We start from the raw sequence: 16,843 nt of genomic DNA, 5'->3' as shown, positions 1-16,843 counted from the left end.
AGGACGCTATCCCGGCGTCACACCGCGTGTCGAGGCCCTTCGCCGGAGTGACCACAGCAGTGCCGCAATCGGTATTTTTACTACCTCGGATAGTAGGTTTCAGGCCGCGAGGCGGGCGGCCAGGAGGGCGCGGACGTTGCGGGCGGCGGTGCGGCCCGCGCGGTTGGCGCCGATCGTGCTGGCCGAGGGGCCGTAGCCGACCAGTTGCAGCCGGGGCTCCCTGAGTACCTGGGTGCCGTCCACGCGGATGCCGCCACCGGGCTCCCTGAGGCGCAGCGGGGCGAGGTGGTCGAGCGCCGAGCGGAAACCGGTGGCCCAGATGATCGTGTCAGCCTCGACGGACGCGCCTCCGTCCCACGCCACCCCGTGCCCGGTGATCCGGTCGAACATCGGCAGCCGGTTCAGCGCGCCCTTGGCCAGCGCCTCGCGTACGACGGCGCTGTAGCCGAGGCCGGTCGCGCTGACGACGCTCTGCGGCGGCAGCCCGGCGCGGACGCGCTCCTCCACCCTGGCCACGGCCTCCCGCCTGGCCTCCTCGCCGAAGTCGTCGTCCCTGAAGACGGGCGGCCGCCGGGTCACCCAGGCGGCCACCCCGGAGAGCTCCGACAATACGTGCATCGCCGCCGCCCCGCCGCCCACCACGACCACGCGCCGTTCCGCGAACTCCTCCGGCCCCCGGTAGTGCGCGTAGTGGAGCTGCCTGCCCGCGAAGGCGGCCGCGCCCGGATAGTACGGCCAGTACGGGCGCGTCCACGTGCCGGTCGCGTTGACCACGGCCCTGGCCGCCCACTCCCCCGCGTCCGTCCCGACCACCAGCCGGTCGCCCGCGTCACGGCCTGCGTCGAGGTCCGTGTCGCGCACGGCCGTGACGCGGACCGGCCGCACGACCTCCAGCCCGGTCTCCCGCTCGTAACCGGCGTAGTAGGCGGGCACCGCCTCGGCGGCGGGCCTGCGCCCGTCACCGTCCGGCCGCCGGGGCACGCCGGGCAGGTCGAAGACGCCGTGCACCTTGTCCATGGTCAGCGACGGCGAGCGGTGCCGCCACGCCCCTCCGGCGCCCTCGGCCGCGTCCAGCACGACCGGCTCGAACCCGAACCGCCGCAGGAAGTACGCGCTGGACAGCCCCGCCTGCCCGGCGCCGATCACGACGACCTCGCTCAGCTCCACGACAGGCTGCAACCACGACGGCGCCGCCGATCTTCCCGGCCCGCGGGTCCCGGCTGTCAGGACCGTCCAGGCACCGGGGCCGTCGAGCCACGTACCACCAGCTCGGTCGCCAGCTCCACGTGATGGGAGTCGATCCTCTCGCCCGCCGCCAGCCGCAGCGCCGTGCGCAGGGCGACGCCGCCCATCTCGCGCAGCGGCTGCCGGATGGTGGTCAGCGGCGGCGAGGTCACCTGGGCGATCTGGGTGTCGTCGAACCCCACGATGCTGAGGTCCTCGGGGATGCGCAGCCCCCGGGCCCGCGCCGCCTCCATGATCCCGACCGCCATCTCGTCGCTGCCCGCGAAGATGGCCGTCGGCGCGCGCGGCAGGCCGAGCACCGCCGCCCCGCCCTCCACCCCGTCGTGGTAGCGGAAGTGGCCGGAGCGCACGTAGCCCGGCAGGACCGGCGCGCCCTCGGCCTCCATCGCGGCGCGGTAGCCGTGCAGCCGCGCCTGGTTGCAGGCGGCGGTGGCCGGGCCGCCGATGTAGGCGACGCGGCGGTGCCCCAGGGAGAGCAGGTGGTGGGTGGCGGCCAGGCCCCCGGCGAAGTTGGTCGAGCCGATGCTGGTGACGCGGGTGCGCGGCAGGTTGAGCGGGTCGATGAGGACCAGCGGCAACCGCGCCCTGGCCAGCGCGCCCGGCTGCCCGGAGGTCAGCTCGCTGGTGACGGCGATCAACGCGCGCCGGCCGGCCGCGACCAGCTCGCGAGCCCAGGTCGTGGTGCGGTCGGCGCCCTTCCTCATGCTGATGACGATCCCGACCCCCGCCTCCGCCCCGGCCTCCACCGCACCCTGGATGATCTCGGTGGAGTAGGCGTTGAGGTCGGCGTCGAACTGCACCTCGACGGTGGCCAGCCCGGTCGGCTCGCGGCGCGGCGCGGGCGCGACGTAGTCGTGCTGCTGCAGCAGCGACTGCACGAGTGAGCGGGTGGCCGGCGAGACGTCGCTGCGGCCGTTGAGCACCTTGGAGACGGTGGCGACCGACACCCCGGCCGAGGCCGCGACGGTGGCCAGTGTGGCGCGCCTAGGGCCGGCCGGCATCGGCACCCCCTTGCCGTGCTGTGGCCCCTTCCACCTCGGCGGGCGTGCGGAGCCGCCGGTCGTGGCCGACGTGCCGGGACGGCCCGGTCAGTCGTACGACGCCGCGGCACGGCAGGTCCGCAGCCGACGTCCCGGCGAGCACCTCGACCTCGCCGGGCTCGACCACGCGGCGCAGGTCGCGGCCGGTGAAGGCGGTGCGGTCGGCGTGCACCAGGAAGCGCACGTCGGCGCTCTCGCCCGGCGCCAGCCGGACCCGCGCGAATCCGGCGAGCTGCCGTACCGGCCGGGTGACCTGGGCCAGGACGTCGTGCAGATAGAGCTGGACGACCTCCTCCCCGCTCCGGCCGCCGGTGTTGCGGACGGTGACGGCCGCGGTGAACTCGCCGTCGGTGGGCACCTCGGCGTCGCTGATCCGCAGGTCCGCGACCTCGAAGGTGGTGTAGGAGGCGCCGTACCCGAACGGGAAGAGCGGGCTCGGGTCGAGGTTGCTGATGCCGTGGCTGTCGGCGCCCAGCGGCGGCTGCAGGTACGTGCCCGGCTGCCCGCCGGGACCGCGCGGGATCTGCACGGGCAGCCTGCCCACCGGTTGCACGCGGCCGGACAGCACGCCTGCGATGGCCGCGCCGCCCTCCTCGCCCGGCATGAACGCCTGTACGAGCGCGGCGGCCGAGTCGTGCACCTCGCCCAGCGCGTACGGGCGGCCGGAGACGACGACCACGACCAGCGGCGTGCCGGTGGCGGCCAGCTCTGCCAGCAGGCCGGCCTGCGCCCCCGGCAGCCGCAGGTCTTCCGCGTCGCAGCCCTCGCCCGAGGTGCCGTGCCCGAACAGGCCCGCCAGGTCGCCCACCGCGGCCACGCACACGTCGGCCTCGCGGGCGGCGGCCACCGCGGCGGCGAACCCTGAGCGGTCGTCGTCGCGCACGTCGCAGCCCCGCTCGTAGCGGATCTCGGCGCCGGGCAGCTCGGCGGTGAGCGCGTCGAGGAGAGTGGGCGCCTCGATGCCGAGCCCGAGCCCTGGGTGGCGGGGCGAGACGTGGTTGGGGAAGGCGTAGCAGCCCATGAACGTGCGCGGGTCGTGCGCGGCGGGCCCGACGACGGCGATCCGGCGCACCACGGCACGCCCCTGGTCAAGCGCCACGGCACGCCCCTCGTCAAGCACCACGGCACGCCCCTCGTCAGGCGACGCGGCGGGCCCTCCGTCAAGCGGCTCTGTGCGCCCGTCTCCGAGGGGCCCGCGCAGCGGCAGGACGGTCCCCGCGTCGAGCAGGACGACCGACCGTTCGGCCAGCTCCCTGGCCAGCGCCCGGTTGCCCGGCGAGTCGAGATCCACGGCGGCGGCCCCCGCGACCGAGCCCTCCGGCGTCCAGTCCGGGTCGAGCAGCCCGAGCTGCACCTTCTGGGTGAGCAGCCGGCGCGCCGCCCGATCCACCAGAGCCTCTGACAGCTCGCCGCGCCGCACCCGCCCGGCCAGCTGCTGCCCGAATCCGAGCGTGTCGGGCAGCTCGACGTCGATCCCGGCGCTGAGCGCCTGGGCGCCGGCCTCGGCCGGGTCGGCGGCGATCCGGTGCATGGTGGCCAGGAACGGCACGGCCCAGTAGTCGGAGACGACGGTCCCGGTGAACCCCCACTCCTCGCGCAGCACCTCGGTCAGCAACCAGGAGTCGGCTCCGGCCGGGACACCGTCCACGTCGGCGTAGGAGTTCATCACCGAGCGGGCCCCGCCGAGCGCGATGGCCGTCTCGAACGGCGGCAGCACCATGTCCATCAGCTCCCGCCGCCCCATCGGCACCGGCCCGTGGTTGCGGGCGGCGCGCGAGGCGGAGTAGCCGGCGAAGTGCTTGAGCGTGGCGATGATCCCGGCGCTCTCCAGCCCGCGCACGTAGGCGGCGCCGAGCATGGAGACCAGGTACGGGTCCTCCCCCATCGTCTCCTCGACGCGCCCCCACCGGTAGTCGCGCACCACGTCCAGCACCGGCGACAATCCCTGGTGCACCCCCACGGCCGCCATGTCCCGCCCGATGGCGGCGGCCATCCGCTCCACCAGCCCGGGGTCGAACGTGGCCGCCCACGCGATGGCCGCCGGATAGACGGTCGCCCCGTAGGTGGTGAACCCGGTCAGGCACTCCTCGTGCACGATCGCCGGAATGCCCAGCCTGGACTGCTCGACGACGGCCCGCTGCAACCGGACGACCTCCGCGGCTCCCTGCGCGGCCGTGACGGGGGCGCTGCCGTGGACGCGGGTCAGGTGGCCGAGCCCGTGCCGGATCGCCTCCTCCAGCGGGACGGTCCCGGAGGCGGCGAACACGTCCTGCATCGGCGCCACGTTCAGCGTCTCGGCGTCCGCCGGTTCGGCGGCTCCGGGCTCGGCCTGCGACATGTCGTTGCCGATCCACCGGCTGCCGAGCTGGCCGATCTTCTCCTCCAGGGTCAGCTCCGCGAGGAGGGCGTCGACTCGGTCGGCCACGGCGAGCGCCGGGTCCTGCCATGGGCGCAGAGCCCTGTCCGCCGTGGGGGTCCGATCTAGAGCCGTCATGTACTGCACTCCTTAAAGAGGTGCGGTGCGGTCGCAAGTTTTCGAAATGTTTCGACGCCTTGGACGACCTCCGCGCGAAACCTTCCGCTCTATCGAAACACCAGCTAAAGGTGCGCGCGGAAGTACATTACACGTGACACTCAGGAAATCCAGTGGTTGCCTGATCGACAAGGTCTTGACACCTTTATTGCCGAAACCTAGATTGGCGAACCCCGCGGTCATGTCGAAAATGTTTCGATGAGCTGACATTAGGAGGAGTGGACCCGTGGCATCGGTACGATGCCGATCCACGACCGCCGGCCATCGCATCCAGTGATCAACGAGCCGCATCCCCAGCCCGCGGCACTCGAGTACGGAGATCAGCGTGGAGTCCAGGACTACCTCTCGCCGCAATTTCCTCAGCCTCTCCATGGGGCTTCCCCTGGGAGCCGCGCTCGCCGCGTGCGGCAGCTCAGGCCCCACCCAGACCGGCGCGGGCGGCACCGCCGCCGCCACCGGCGACGCTGGTGGCGGCGCCACTTATTGGTACCTGTCGACGCAGCCCCAGGAAGGCGTGCGCACCAGGACGATGGAGCGGTTCAACAAGGCCAACCCCAATGGCAAGATCACCGGCACCACGTTCCAGAACGACGCGTTCAAGACGAAGATCAAGACGGCTATCGGGGCCGGCCAGGCGCCCACCCTGATCTGGGGCTGGGGCGGCGGCGGGCTGCGCAGCTACGTGCAGGCGGGCCAGGTCGAGGACCTGACCTCGTGGTTCGACCAGAACGCCGCGCTCAAGGACAAGCTGTTCCCCTCGTCCTTCGGCGCCGCCACCATCGAGGGCAAGGTCTACGCGATGCCCTGCGAGACGATGCAGCCCATCGTCCTCTACTACGACAAGCGGGCCTTCGAGAAGATCGGCGCGCAGCCGCCCCAGTCGTGGGGCGACATCATGGACCTGGTTCCGAAGTTCAACGCCAAGGGCATCGCGCCGTTCTCGCTCGGCGGGCAGTCGCGCTGGACCAACATGATGTGGCTGGAGTTCCTCTTCGACCGCCAGGGCGGCCCCGAGATCTTCCAGGCCGTGTTCGACGGCGAGAAGGACGCCTGGAACAACCCGGTCGCCATCGACGCGTTGGGCAAGATGCAGGAGCTGATCAAGGCCAACGGGTTCATCAAGGGCTTCTCCTCGATCACCGCCGACTCCAACGCCGACCAGGCGCTGCTCTACACCGGCAAGGCCGCGATGATGCTGCACGGCGGCTGGACCTACGGCAGCATGTCCACCGACGGCGGCGACTTCGTCTCCGGCGGCAACCTGGGCTACATGAACTTCCCGCCGATCGACGGCGGCAAGGGCGACCCCGGCAACACTGTGGGCAACCCCGGCCAGTACATCGCGATCTCCTCCAAGGCCACCGCCGAGCAGAAGGAAATCGCCAAGAAGTTCTTCTCCACCGAGCTGATGGGCGACACGGCGGTCAAGGAGTGGGTCGGGACCGGCGCGGTGCCGATCGTCAAGGGCGCCAACGCGCAATTCGCCGGCTCCAAGGACGCCGACTTCCTGAACTTCGTCTACGACATCGCCGTCAACGCCAAGACCTTCGCCCAGTCCTGGGACCAGGCGCTCAGCCCGACCGCCGCCGAGGTGCTGCTGGACAACATCTCCAAGTTGTTCCAGCTGTCGATCTCGCCGAAGGAATTCGCCACCAACATGAACGCGGTCATCGGCAAGTGAGCGCGGCCACGACCACCACCCGGCCCGCGGGACACGCGGGCCGCGGTGGCGGCTCACTCGGGTGGCTGGCCATCCCCGCGCTGCTGTTCTTCGCCGCGTTCGGCATAATCCCGCTGCTCGGGGTCCTCGTTCTCAGCTTCACCTCCTGGGACGGGCTCGGCGACATCCACGCCACCGGGTTCGACAGCTGGCGGGCCGTGCTGAGCGATCCCGGCCTGCCGCACGCGCTCTGGATCACCTTCCTCGTGATGGCCGTGTCGTGGTTGGTCCAGACGCCGGCGAGCATCCTCATGGGCGTGTTCCTGGCCGGGCACCAGCGCTACCGCGCGGTCCTGTCGGTGGTGTACTTCGTCCCGCTGCTGCTCAGCTCGGCGGCCCTGGCGATCACGTTCAAGGCGCTGCTGGACCCGAACTTCGGGCTCGGCGCGGGGCTGCAGATCCCGCTGCTGGTGCAGGACTGGCTGGGCGATCCGGTGCTGGCCTTCGGCGTGGTGATCTTCGTGGTCTCCTGGCAGTACATCCCGTTCCATTCGCTGATCTACCAGGGCGGTGTGCGGCAGATCCCCCGCTCCATGTACGAGGCCGCGGAGCTGGACGGCGCGGGCCGGGTCCGCAGATTCTTCAGCATCACCCTGCCGCAGCTCAAGTACACGATCATCACCTCCTCGACCCTCATGGTCGTCGGTTCGCTGACCTTCTTCGACCTGATCTTCGTGCTGACCGCGGGCGGCCCGGGTGACGCCACCCGGGTGCTGGCCCTGGACATGTACAAGCGCGGTTTCCAGGCCAACCTCATGGGCCCGGCCAGCGCGATCGCGGTCATCCTCGTTCTCGTCGGCCTCGTCCTGGCGCTGCTCCTGCGCCGGATCGGCGGCCGCGACGCCAGCCAAAGCCAGCTCGAAGGGGCCTGACGCATGACGACCGTCCCCACCAGGGCCCCCGAGCTCGCCGCCGCTCCCCCGTCCGAGCCCCGCCACCGCCGCAGGGTCCGCCGCCGCAGCAGCGAGCGTCCCAACTATCTGGCCGGCCTGACCAGCGTCATCTGGCTGGCGATCGTGATCGTGCCGATCTACTGGATCGTCGTCACCAGCTTCAAGTCGCAGAGCAGGTACTACGCGGAGAATCCGCTCGTGCCGCCGGCCGAGCCGACGATGGCCAACTACCGGATGGTCATCGAGGCGGACTTCCCGCAGTACTTCCTCAACAGCGTCATCGCCACGCTCGGCGCCGTCGTGCCCGCGGTGTTGTTCAGCTTCATGGCGGCGTACGCGATCGTGCGGGCGAGCAGGAAGAGCCGGTTCCTGCGCTGGACGAACTCCATGTTCCTCATGGGCCTGGCCATCCCGCTGCAGGCCACGGTCATCCCGATCTACCTGATCATCATCCGGCTGCACCTGTACGACACCCTGCTGGCGCTGATCCTCCCGTCGATCGCCTTCGCCATCCCGCTGTCGGTGCTGATCCTGGCCAACTTCATCAGGGACGTGCCGAAGGAACTGTTCGACTCGATGCGGATCGACGGCGCGAGCGAGCAGGTGACGATGTGGCGGCTGGCGTTCCCGCTGACCCGCCCGGCCGTGGTGACGGTGACGGTCTACAACGCGCTGCAGATCTGGAACGGGTTCCTGCTGCCGCTGATCCTCACCCAGAGCCCCGACAAGCGCACTCTGCCGCTGGCGCTGTGGTCGTTCCAGGGTCAGTACAGCATCAACGTGCCCGCGGTGCTGGCCTCGGTCGTGCTCACCACGCTGCCCATCCTCATCCTGTACGTGGTGGGCCGCCGTCAGCTCCTGGCCGGTCTGACCGCGGGGTTCGGGAAGTGACCCAGTCGAACGTGGCCAGGTGCGCCATGTCCGTCTCGTAGAAGCGGTCGTCCCCCCGGGCGACGTGGCCGGCGAAGGCCGCGTCGCCCGCGGCGGCCCGTTCGCGCATGAACCGGACCAGGTGCGCGAGGCGCGCCCGCGCCGTCTCCACCAGCGCCGCCCTGTCGTCGTCGCCGAGCCCGTACGCGTCGGCGAACAGCCGCAGCCGCCGCGCCTGCTCCTCCACCGGGCACGCGCCGTCATGGCCCGGGTCGTTGAGCGGCACGAACCGGTAGGCGGCGTAGGCCACGTCCCAGACCCGCGGCCCGGGGTGCGCCGTGTCGAAGTCGATGAACGCCACCGGCAGCCCGTCCCTGAACACGCAGTTGTACGGCGCGATGTCCCCATGGCAGATCACCTCGGCCGGTTCGACCGGCGGGAAGTACCAGGCGGCGTCCGCGGGAACCGGGAAGGCGACGGTGGCGTCGTGGTATTCGCGCAGCAGCCGGGCCACCGCGACCAGGGCCTCGTCGGTGCGCACCCAGCCGGGCAGCGGATAGTCGGCGGTCTCGCCGGGCACGAAGTCGAGGACCTCCCTGCCCCGCGCGTCGAGCCCGTGACCCTTGGGCGCGCCGGTGAACCCCCACGCGACCAGGTGCCGGAGGAGGGCGTGCACGGCCGGGGTCCAAGGGCCTACCGGTCTGCGTACGGTGTCGTTCACCCTGACCACGTGGTTGACGCCGCCGCCGGTCAGCACCTCTTCGCCGGGCACCGCACCTCCTTGATCGCGTCTGGCCAGTGTGCCACGCGACGCCGTGCCTTTGCGTCCCCTTTTAACCGGATTCCCAGGTAGACCGGATAGAACAGGCTCATGGACGTAGGGCCCAGACCTCCCGTGGTGCTCGTGGTGGACGACGAGCCCAACATCCGCGAGTTGTTGTTCGACGCCCTGGAGCTGAACGGGTTCCGGGTGCGCACGGCCGCCACGGGCACGCAGGCGCTCGAATCGGTCGGCCGGGAGCGCCCCGACCTCATTCTCCTGGACGTGATGCTGCCCGACCTCGACGGGTTCGCCGTGGCGCAGCGGCTGCGGCCGGACGGCGGCGGGCCGCCGGTGTTGTTCCTGACCGCGCGTGACACGGTGGCCGACAGGATCGCGGGGCTGAGCGCGGGCGGCGACGACTACGTGACGAAACCGTTCAGCCTGGAGGAGGTGGTGCTGCGCATCCGGGCCATCCTGCGGCGTACGGGGCCGCGCGAGGAGTCCTGCGACGACGGGCTGCTGCGCTACGCCGACCTGGAGCTGGACGAGGAGACGCACGTCGTGCGGCGGGCCGGGCGGCGCGTGCACCTGTCGCCGACCGAGTTCGCCCTGCTGCGCTACCTGATGATCAACGCGGAACGGGTGATCAGCAAGTCCCAGATCCTCGACCGCGTGTGGGACCACGGGTTCGGGACCGACAGCCGCATCGTGGAGTCCTACATCAGCTACCTGCGGCGCAAGATCGACGTCGAGGGGCCGCCGCTGATCCACACCCTGCGAGGGGTCGGCTACTCGCTGCGCGACCAGAGCCTGCTGGACCGGGGCCGATGAAGAGGCCGATGAGGGGTCCGCTGAAGCCCATGGGCCGGGCCTGGCCGCTGCGGCACCGGCTGCTGGCGGCCCTGCTGGGACTGTCGGCGGCGGCGCTGGCGGCGTTCGCGGCGGCGGGGGTGCTGCTGCTCGACCGGTCGCTGACCTCGCGGGTGGACACCCAGCTCACCGACTTCGCCGCCACGTTCATGAAGGGGCCGCCGCCGGGCGCGCCGGTGCGGCCGCCGCGCCGCGACGACGTGGAGCTGCCCACCCAGTTCCGCGTCGCCTTCTTCACCGCCTCGGGCGCCGTCGTACGCCGCCTGCCCGACTACGGCGACGGCCCCGCCATCCCGGCCGAAGCGGTCTCCGCCGTTCCCCCGGCCCCCTTCACCGTGCCCGCCAGGTCCGGGACGGGCGAATGGCGCACGATCGTGGTCGGCATGCCGGACGGCAACCGGGCCGCGGTGTCGATCTCCCTGGCGGACAACCGGAGCACCGTGCGGCAGTTGCTGCTCATCGAGGCGGCGGCGGGCGCGCTGGTCCTGGCCCTGCTGGGGGCGGTGGCCCTCGTCGTGGTGCGCCTCGGCCTGCGCCCGCTGACCCGGATGGAGCGCACGGCCACCGCGATCGCGGCGGGCGAGCTGGACCGGCGGGTGTCCGACAGCGACCCGCGTACCGAGACCGGGCGGCTCGGCAGCGCGTTGAACGTCATGCTCGGCCGCCTCGGTGAGGCCCTGCACCAGCGTGAACGCTCCGAGCGGCGGCTGCGCCACTTCCTCGCCGACGCCTCCCACGAGCTGCGCACGCCGCTGACCTCCATCAGGGGTTTCGCGGAGTTGTACCGGCACGGCAGGAGCGAGCCTGACCCGGCCGTGGCGCGCATCCTGAGCCGCATCGAGGGCGAGGCCGAGCGGATGGGGGTCCTGGTGGAGGACCTGCTGCTGCTGGCCCGGCTGGACCAGGAGCGGGCGCTGGACCTGACGGAGGTGGACCTGCACGTCATCGCGGGCGACGTGGTGCACGGGGCGCGGGCGCGCGATCCGGAGCGTCCCATCGAGCTGGCGCTGGGCGAACGCCCGGTGCGGGTGACCGGGGACGAGCACCGCCTGCACCGGGTGGTCGCGAACCTGGTCACCAACGCCGTCGCCCACACGCCGCCGGGGACGGCCGTACGGGTGCTGGTGCAGCGGGCCGGGTCCATGGCGGCCGTCGAGGTACGCGACGACGGGCCGGGAATCGAGCCTGACCACCTGCCGTACGTGTTCGACCGCTTCTACCGCGACGGGAACGACGGCGGCACCGGCCTGGGGCTGGCCATCGCGGCGGCGCTGGTGGAGGCGCACGGCGGCCGCATCGAGGCGAACAGCAGGCCCGGCCACGGCACGACCTTCCGCGTCCTGCTGCCCGTGCGGGGACCCGCCTGAGCCGCTCGTTCACCTTTCATTTGGGCCGCGTTCACACACTATTCCCAGGTTGTTGCTGTGAGCTGTGCTCGGACACGAAAGGAGGATCATGCTGCAGAGGTTCAGGAAGCAACGCCTCTCCCCAGCTCAGAGCACATCCGCGCCCCCGGGGAAAGAGCATGCGGAAGGGGACGCGGGGCACCGGCTGCGCGCGCCGAGCACGCTGCACGCCTTCAACCGCTACGAGATCAAGTACCTGATCGACACGGCGCAGGTGCGCGAGTTGCGCGAGGAGATGGAGCGGCGGCTCGACCGCGACCAGCACTGCCCCGACGCGGGTTACACCATCTGGAGCGTCTACTACGACACCCGTCAGCTGCGCTTCTACTGGGAGAAGATCGAAGGGCTGAAGTTCCGCAGGAAGCTGCGCATCCGCCACTACGGCGACCGGTTCGCCGCGGGCGAGGACACGCCGGTGTTCGTGGAGATCAAGCAGCGGGTCAACCGGGTCACGCAGAAGCGCCGGGTGCTGCTGCCCTACCGCGACGCCCTGACCCTGTGCGACGGGCGGCGGATGGTCGAGCACGAGCCGTCCCAGCGGGCCTTCCTGGAGGAGGTGCTCGATCTGGTGTCCAGGCTGGAGCTGAATCCGACCGCCATGACGGGTTACCAGCGCCACGCGTACATGGGCCGCGACGCCGACGTGGGCCTGCGGGTGACCTTCGACCAGCGCGTCCGCGGCCGGGACCGGGACTTCCACTTCGGCGCCGACGCCGAGAACCGGCTGATCGTCCCGGCCGGCAAGGCGATCATGGAGGTCAAGGCCAACGAGCGCGTGCCGTACTGGCTGACCGACCTGACCGCCAGGCGGAACCTGCAGGTGGTGCGGGTCTCCAAGTACTGCCAGAGCGTGGAGGCGTACGGACTGGCGCCGCGCTCGATCTTCCACATCCCCGACCACGACCTAGATCTCGACCACGACCTAGACCACGACCTTGACCTTGACCGGGGCCGCCCGCAGGCGGACCTGACGGCTGCCACGGAGGCATGACCCCCCATGGACTTCTCTTTCCAGGACCTGTCCGGCACGTTCAGCGTCGCTGACATCGCGATCGCGATGTCCCTGTCGTTCGTGCTCAGCGCGATGATCGGCTGGGTCTACCGGGCCACGCACCGCAACGTCTCCTACAGCCAGTCGTACGTGCAGACGCTCGTCATCCTCGGCATGCTGATCTCGCTCATCATGCTCGTCGTCGGCTCGAACATCGCCCGCGCCTTCGCCCTGGTCGGCGCCCTGTCGGTGGTGCGCTTCCGCAACGCCATCAAGGAGACCCGCGACGTCGGGTTCATCTTCCTGGTGATGGGCGTCGGCATGGCCGTCGGCACCCGCTTCTACCTGCTGGGCATCGTCGCCGCCGTGGCGATCTCGCTGATCGTCATGGTCATGCACCGGTTCAACTGGTTCCAGCTCAACGTGCGCCGCCAGGTCGTCAAGGTGCAGGTGCCCTCCGACGAGGACTACACGCACGCCGTCCAGGACGTGCTCGTGCGCCACACGGACGAGTTCGAGCTGGTCAGCATGGAGTCGATCCGGGCCGGCGCGCTCATGGAGCTGATGTACACCGTCAAGATCAAGAAGGGCAGCGAGCCCGCCGACGTCATCGCCGCGCTGCGCGAACGCAATCACGGCCAGTCGGTCACGGTCCTGACCGGATACGACCAGACCGACCTGTGAGGCCCCTTTCATGGCACAGCCCAAACGGCTCAAACACCGCATCCCCGTCAAGCTCCGGCACAACTGGAAGCTGGTCGCGTTGTGCACGGCGTTCCTGGCGGCGTGCTGGGGGGTGTTCGGCAGCGGCACCATCCGCCCGTACGTCACCACCTCCCAGACCGCCGAGGCCGACGTCGCCGTGCAGAACCTCACCGGGTCGCGGGAGTTGTTCAGCGCCTCCACGCCGCACGAGGTGTCGCTCACGTTCAGGGACGAGAGCTATCAGGACATGCTGACGGAGTACTTCAAGGACGGCGACAAGAAGTACGTCGAGGCCGACCTGACCATCGACGGGACCCGCATCCCCAGCGTGGGCATCCGCCTCAAGGGCAACTCGACGCTCCAGGGCCTGACCTGGAAGGGCCAGTCCAAGCCCCGTTCGATGCCGGCAGGCGGCCAGCCCGGCGCGGGCCGCCCCGGTGGCGGGCAGCCCGGCGCGGGCCAGCCAGGCGCGGGCCAGCCAGGTCAGCCTCCCGAGGGTGTCCAGCTTCCCGAGGGCTTCCAGCCTCCCGGTGACGGGCAGCAGCAGGGTGGCAACGGCCGGCAGCCCGCCGGCGGCGGGCGTCCGGGCGGCTTCGGCACCTCGCTCAAGGCCGAGGAGCCGGAGAACCTGCCGTGGTTGATCAGCTTCGACGAGTTCGTGGAGGGCCGCCGCTACCAGGGCCACACCCAGGTCGCCGTACGCCCGGCCGCGATGCAGTCCTCGACCCTGCTCAACGAGTCCCTGGCCATCGCCATGGTCGGGGCGGCCGGGGAGCCCACCCAGCGCTCGGCCTACTCCTCCTTCACGGTCAACGGCCGCGCCTCCAAGCCGCGCCTCCTGGTCGAGTATCTGGACGAGGGGTACGCCGAGAGCCTCGGCAACGGCGTCCTGTACAAGTCCCTGGCCTCCAGCAGCTTCGCCTACCAGGGCGAGGACCAGACCGAGTACGTCGACGACTTCAAGCAGGTCAACCTCAAGGGCCAGCGCGACCTGCAACCCGTGATCGACCTGATCAAATGGGTCGAGCAGTCCTCCGCCAAAGAATTCTCAGCGGGCCTGTCCTCCCGCCTGGACGTGAACTCCTTCGCCCGTTACGTGGCCCTGCAGAACATGCTGCTGAACTTCGACGACATGGCCGGTCCCGGCCGCAACTACTACCTCTGGTACGACCTGGACACCCGCAAGTTCAAGGTGATCGCCTGGGACCTCAACTTCGCGCTCAGCGGAGACGCCACGGCCGGCCCCAACGACACGATCGGCATGGGCGGCATGGGCGCCAACCGCGGCCGCACCACCCAGACCGGCCAGGCGCAGCCGAACACGCAGGCCCAAACCCAGACGCCCACGCCCACACCCACGGGCACGCCCACACCCACGGGCACGCCCACACCCACGCGCACGGGCACGGCCACACCCACACCCACCGCGACGGCGACGGCGCAGCCCGGGCAGCCCCAGAATAACCAGAACGGGCAGAACGGGCGCGCCGGTGGCGGTCCCGGGGGTATGCAGATGGGTCACGCCTTGAAGGACAAGTTCCTCAAGGACGCCGGGTTCAAGAAGGTCTACGAACGCGAGTACGCCGCCCTGTACCGCAAGCTGCTGGCCAACGGCACCGCGACGGGGCTGCTGGATCAGGCGCTGGCGGCGTACAAGAACAATCAGGGCGCCGACGCCGCCAAGGCCGCCGCGGAGGCGACCACCCTGCGCAAGACCCTCGAAACCCGCACCGAGGCGCTCAAGTCGATGGCCTGATCACCGGCGCGACCGGAACGCCACGGCCGTCGTCGAGGTGATCGCCGTCACCAGCACGACCGAGACCAGCACGGTGTTCATCGGGTTACGCCGCCGCTGCGGCGGCTCGGCCCGCTCGACGTGCGCCCGAGCCGACGGCGTCCGGCTCGGGGTAGGCGTCGGGGCCGGGGTCGGTGATGGCGGTGGCGGCGACACCAGCGCCGTCACCGGCACCACCGGCGGCACCACCGGGCGCTTCACCCGTGCCTTCCTCCGCGGACACGGCCCCACCTGCACCCCACCCACACACACCCCATCGGGATAGACGGTGACCTGAGGCACCGTGACCATAGGCGCCGCCCGCCGCTTACCAGGGGGCATCGAGATCGACACCCTGGGCCTCGGCGACCGCTGCACCATCACTCTCGGCACCTTCACCCGTGGCCCCACGGTGACCCTTTCCGGCGGAGCGGGCGGCCGCACGGTCACCTTCGGCACTCGCCGAGGCCCCGGCACAGGATCGTCCACCGCCCCCCGCCCAGCCATCGGCACCACCACCGATTCCGCCCCCGGACCGTCCACGGCCACCTGGCCAACCATCGGCACCCGCCCGGCCATCGGCACCACCACCAAACCCGCCACCGAATCGGCCACCCCATCAACCGCACGGTCCGCCGCACGGTCCGCCGCACGGTCCGCCGCACGGTCCGCCGCACGGTCCGCCGCACGGTCCGCCATCGGGATAGACACCGGATCAGCTACCCAGTCGGCCGCTCGGCCAGCCACTCGGTCAGCCATCGGGCCAGACGCCGGATCAGCCACCGGGTCAGCTACCGGCGTTCGACCGGGCTCTCCGAAGGCTGTCGCGGGGCCGGCCGCGGCGGCGGTCGCGAGGAGGGCGGCGGCCAGCAGGAGCGGCGCGCGCCTGACGCCCACGGTCACATCCCCCCGGCGATCCGCGCGAACTCGTCCAGCGCCCCCCGGAACGCCTCCGGCCCGACCGCCAGCGGCCCCGCGAAGGCGTGGGAGATGTCCCAGGACAGGTAGACGCCGAAGCCGATCAGCGCCGCCGTGGCCACCAGCGGCAACATGGCCAGCCCGCGCGGCCGGGCCCCGGCCAGGAACGGGAAGACGATGACCAGCACGCCGGTGAGGACGGTCAGGAACAGCAGCCCCTCCGGCGGAGAGGCGGCGGCGTCGGCGGTGCGCTGGGCGCGGGCCGTGGAGATGGCGCTGAGGTGCTCCAGCACGGAGGCCTTGGCGTCCTCTTCGTCGGCGTCGCTGGTCTTGAGCTCGGTGACCCGGCCGCGCAGGTCGTCCATCCGTTCCGCGCCGACCGGGTGCATCTTGCCGTCGGCCATGACCGGCCACTCGTCCCTGACCACGAACGAGACATAGTCACGCAACGACCTGCGCACCTCCTCGGGTGCGTTGCCGGGCAGGTCGGAGGCCGCCCAGTAGGCGTCGACCGCGGCCTGACTCTCGCTGTGGGTGTTGAGCCGCGCGGCGTCGGCCGTGGTCCACGGCACGATGATCGCGATGGCGAACACCAGCAGGAACATGGCCGACAACATCGCCCCGGCGTGAGCGGCGGACGGGCCGCTGGGGTCACGGTCCTCTCCGGCTCTCTTCACCCGCCTGAACACCAGCGCGGTGAGCGCCACCGCGCCCACCGCCGCCAAGATCGAGAGCGCGTACGCCACCATGAATATCTCCCGGATCCATTCGAATACGCAGTGTCACATTACTATCACACAGCGCAATGATGGCGTCAGGCCAAGAAAGGTAAAGTCCCGGGCAACCCGCTCCCGCAACCCCACCAGGAAGCAGGGCAGAACGCAGGGCTCAGACCCGCCAGGGCGCACGGGGCAGAGCGCACGGCTCAGGCCCGTCAGGGCGCACGGCAGAGCGCACGGCCAGAGCACTCGGCCAGAGCACTCGGCTAAGGCCCATCGGGGCGCACGGGACAGGGCGGCACGACCCATGCACGGCAACGCCCACGGCAGAGCACTCGGCTCAGGCCCGTCAGAGTGCACGAGGCAGGACGGACGGCAGAGCCGCACGACGGCTCG

General features: G+C 71.0%; 14 protein-coding genes. 8 read left to right on the top strand and 6 right to left on the bottom strand.

Annotated elements, in window-relative coordinates:
* Window positions 1-99 precede the first annotated feature (99 nt).
* The 3 genes from ACFPZ3_RS38830 to ACFPZ3_RS38820 are packed head-to-tail and all read right to left on the bottom strand — an operon-like array spanning window position 100 to window position 4,779.
* Window positions 100-1,167, bottom strand: coding sequence for an NAD(P)-binding domain-containing protein (locus tag ACFPZ3_RS38830; RefSeq protein ID WP_379519348.1), 1,068 nt, complete (start codon window positions 1,165-1,167; stop codon window positions 100-102).
* 56 nt (window positions 1,168-1,223) lie between these two features.
* Entirely contained in the window at window positions 1,224-2,246 is a 1,023-nt protein-coding gene (locus ACFPZ3_RS38825) for a LacI family DNA-binding transcriptional regulator (protein WP_379519347.1), read from the bottom strand.
* On the bottom strand, window positions 2,230-4,779 hold the full coding sequence (locus ACFPZ3_RS38820; RefSeq protein ID WP_379519346.1) for a glycoside hydrolase family 3 N-terminal domain-containing protein: 2,550 nt from the start codon (window positions 4,777-4,779) through the stop codon (window positions 2,230-2,232). Before ACFPZ3_RS38820 ends, ACFPZ3_RS38825 begins: the two co-directional genes overlap by 17 nt.
* Before the next feature lie 364 nt (window positions 4,780-5,143).
* Here ACFPZ3_RS38820 and ACFPZ3_RS38815 point away from each other — a divergent pair, with 364 nt between their 5' ends.
* The 3 genes from ACFPZ3_RS38815 to ACFPZ3_RS38805 are packed head-to-tail and all read left to right on the top strand — an operon-like array spanning window position 5,144 to window position 8,322.
* Entirely contained in the window at window positions 5,144-6,499 is a 1,356-nt protein-coding gene (locus ACFPZ3_RS38815; RefSeq protein WP_379519345.1) for an extracellular solute-binding protein, read from the top strand.
* Entirely contained in the window at window positions 6,496-7,410 is a 915-nt protein-coding gene (locus ACFPZ3_RS38810; protein ID WP_379519344.1) for a carbohydrate ABC transporter permease, read from the top strand. Before ACFPZ3_RS38815 ends, ACFPZ3_RS38810 begins: the two co-directional genes overlap by 4 nt.
* 3 nt (window positions 7,411-7,413) lie before the next feature.
* A complete protein-coding gene (locus tag ACFPZ3_RS38805; RefSeq protein WP_379519343.1) occupies window positions 7,414-8,322 on the top strand; it encodes a carbohydrate ABC transporter permease in 909 nt (302 codons plus the stop codon).
* Here the strand turns inward: ACFPZ3_RS38805 and ACFPZ3_RS38800 are convergent.
* Window positions 8,258-9,073 (bottom strand): phosphotransferase enzyme family protein, encoded by an 816-nt coding sequence (locus ACFPZ3_RS38800; protein ID WP_379519342.1) that lies wholly within the window; start codon window positions 9,071-9,073, stop codon window positions 8,258-8,260. The two genes, ACFPZ3_RS38805 and ACFPZ3_RS38800, sit on opposite strands and share 65 nt — an antisense overlap.
* Window positions 9,074-9,172: 99 nt before the next feature.
* On the opposite strand from ACFPZ3_RS38800, the gene ACFPZ3_RS38795 reads away from it, so the two are divergent.
* From ACFPZ3_RS38795 to ACFPZ3_RS38775, 5 genes are all read left to right on the top strand, one after another.
* Entirely contained in the window at window positions 9,173-9,895 is a 723-nt protein-coding gene (locus ACFPZ3_RS38795; protein ID WP_379519341.1) for a response regulator transcription factor, read from the top strand.
* Window positions 9,896-9,903: 8 nt separating this feature from the next.
* Window positions 9,904-11,301 (top strand): sensor histidine kinase, encoded by a 1,398-nt coding sequence (locus tag ACFPZ3_RS38790; RefSeq protein ID WP_379519340.1) that lies wholly within the window; start codon window positions 9,904-9,906, stop codon window positions 11,299-11,301.
* 88 nt (window positions 11,302-11,389) lie between these two features.
* A complete protein-coding gene (locus ACFPZ3_RS38785; protein ID WP_379519339.1) occupies window positions 11,390-12,331 on the top strand; it encodes a polyphosphate polymerase domain-containing protein in 942 nt (313 codons plus the stop codon).
* A gap of 6 nt (window positions 12,332-12,337) precedes the next feature.
* Window positions 12,338-13,015 carry a DUF4956 domain-containing protein gene (locus ACFPZ3_RS38780; protein WP_379519338.1) on the top strand — a complete coding sequence of 226 codons (678 nt, stop codon included), beginning with the start codon at window positions 12,338-12,340 and terminating at the stop codon, window positions 13,013-13,015.
* A 10-nt stretch (window positions 13,016-13,025) separates the two neighbouring features.
* A complete protein-coding gene (locus tag ACFPZ3_RS38775) occupies window positions 13,026-14,792 on the top strand; it encodes a CotH kinase family protein (RefSeq protein WP_379519337.1) in 1,767 nt (588 codons plus the stop codon).
* Here the strand turns inward: ACFPZ3_RS38775 and ACFPZ3_RS38770 are convergent, their stop codons facing one another.
* Both ACFPZ3_RS38770 and ACFPZ3_RS38765 read right to left on the bottom strand, forming a co-directional pair.
* Window positions 14,793-15,032, bottom strand: a complete 240-nt coding sequence (locus tag ACFPZ3_RS38770) for a hypothetical protein (RefSeq protein WP_379519336.1) — start codon at window positions 15,030-15,032, stop codon at window positions 14,793-14,795. It abuts the gene before it with no gap.
* A 677-nt stretch (window positions 15,033-15,709) separates the two neighbouring features.
* Complete coding sequence (locus ACFPZ3_RS38765) at window positions 15,710-16,477, bottom strand: bestrophin-like domain (RefSeq protein ID WP_379519335.1); 768 nt, start codon at window positions 16,475-16,477, stop codon at window positions 15,710-15,712.
* Window positions 16,478-16,843: the final 366 nt, after the last annotated feature.

The organism is Nonomuraea insulae, assembly GCF_042656245.1.
This window is presented reverse-complemented; position numbering and strand designations above follow the sequence as displayed.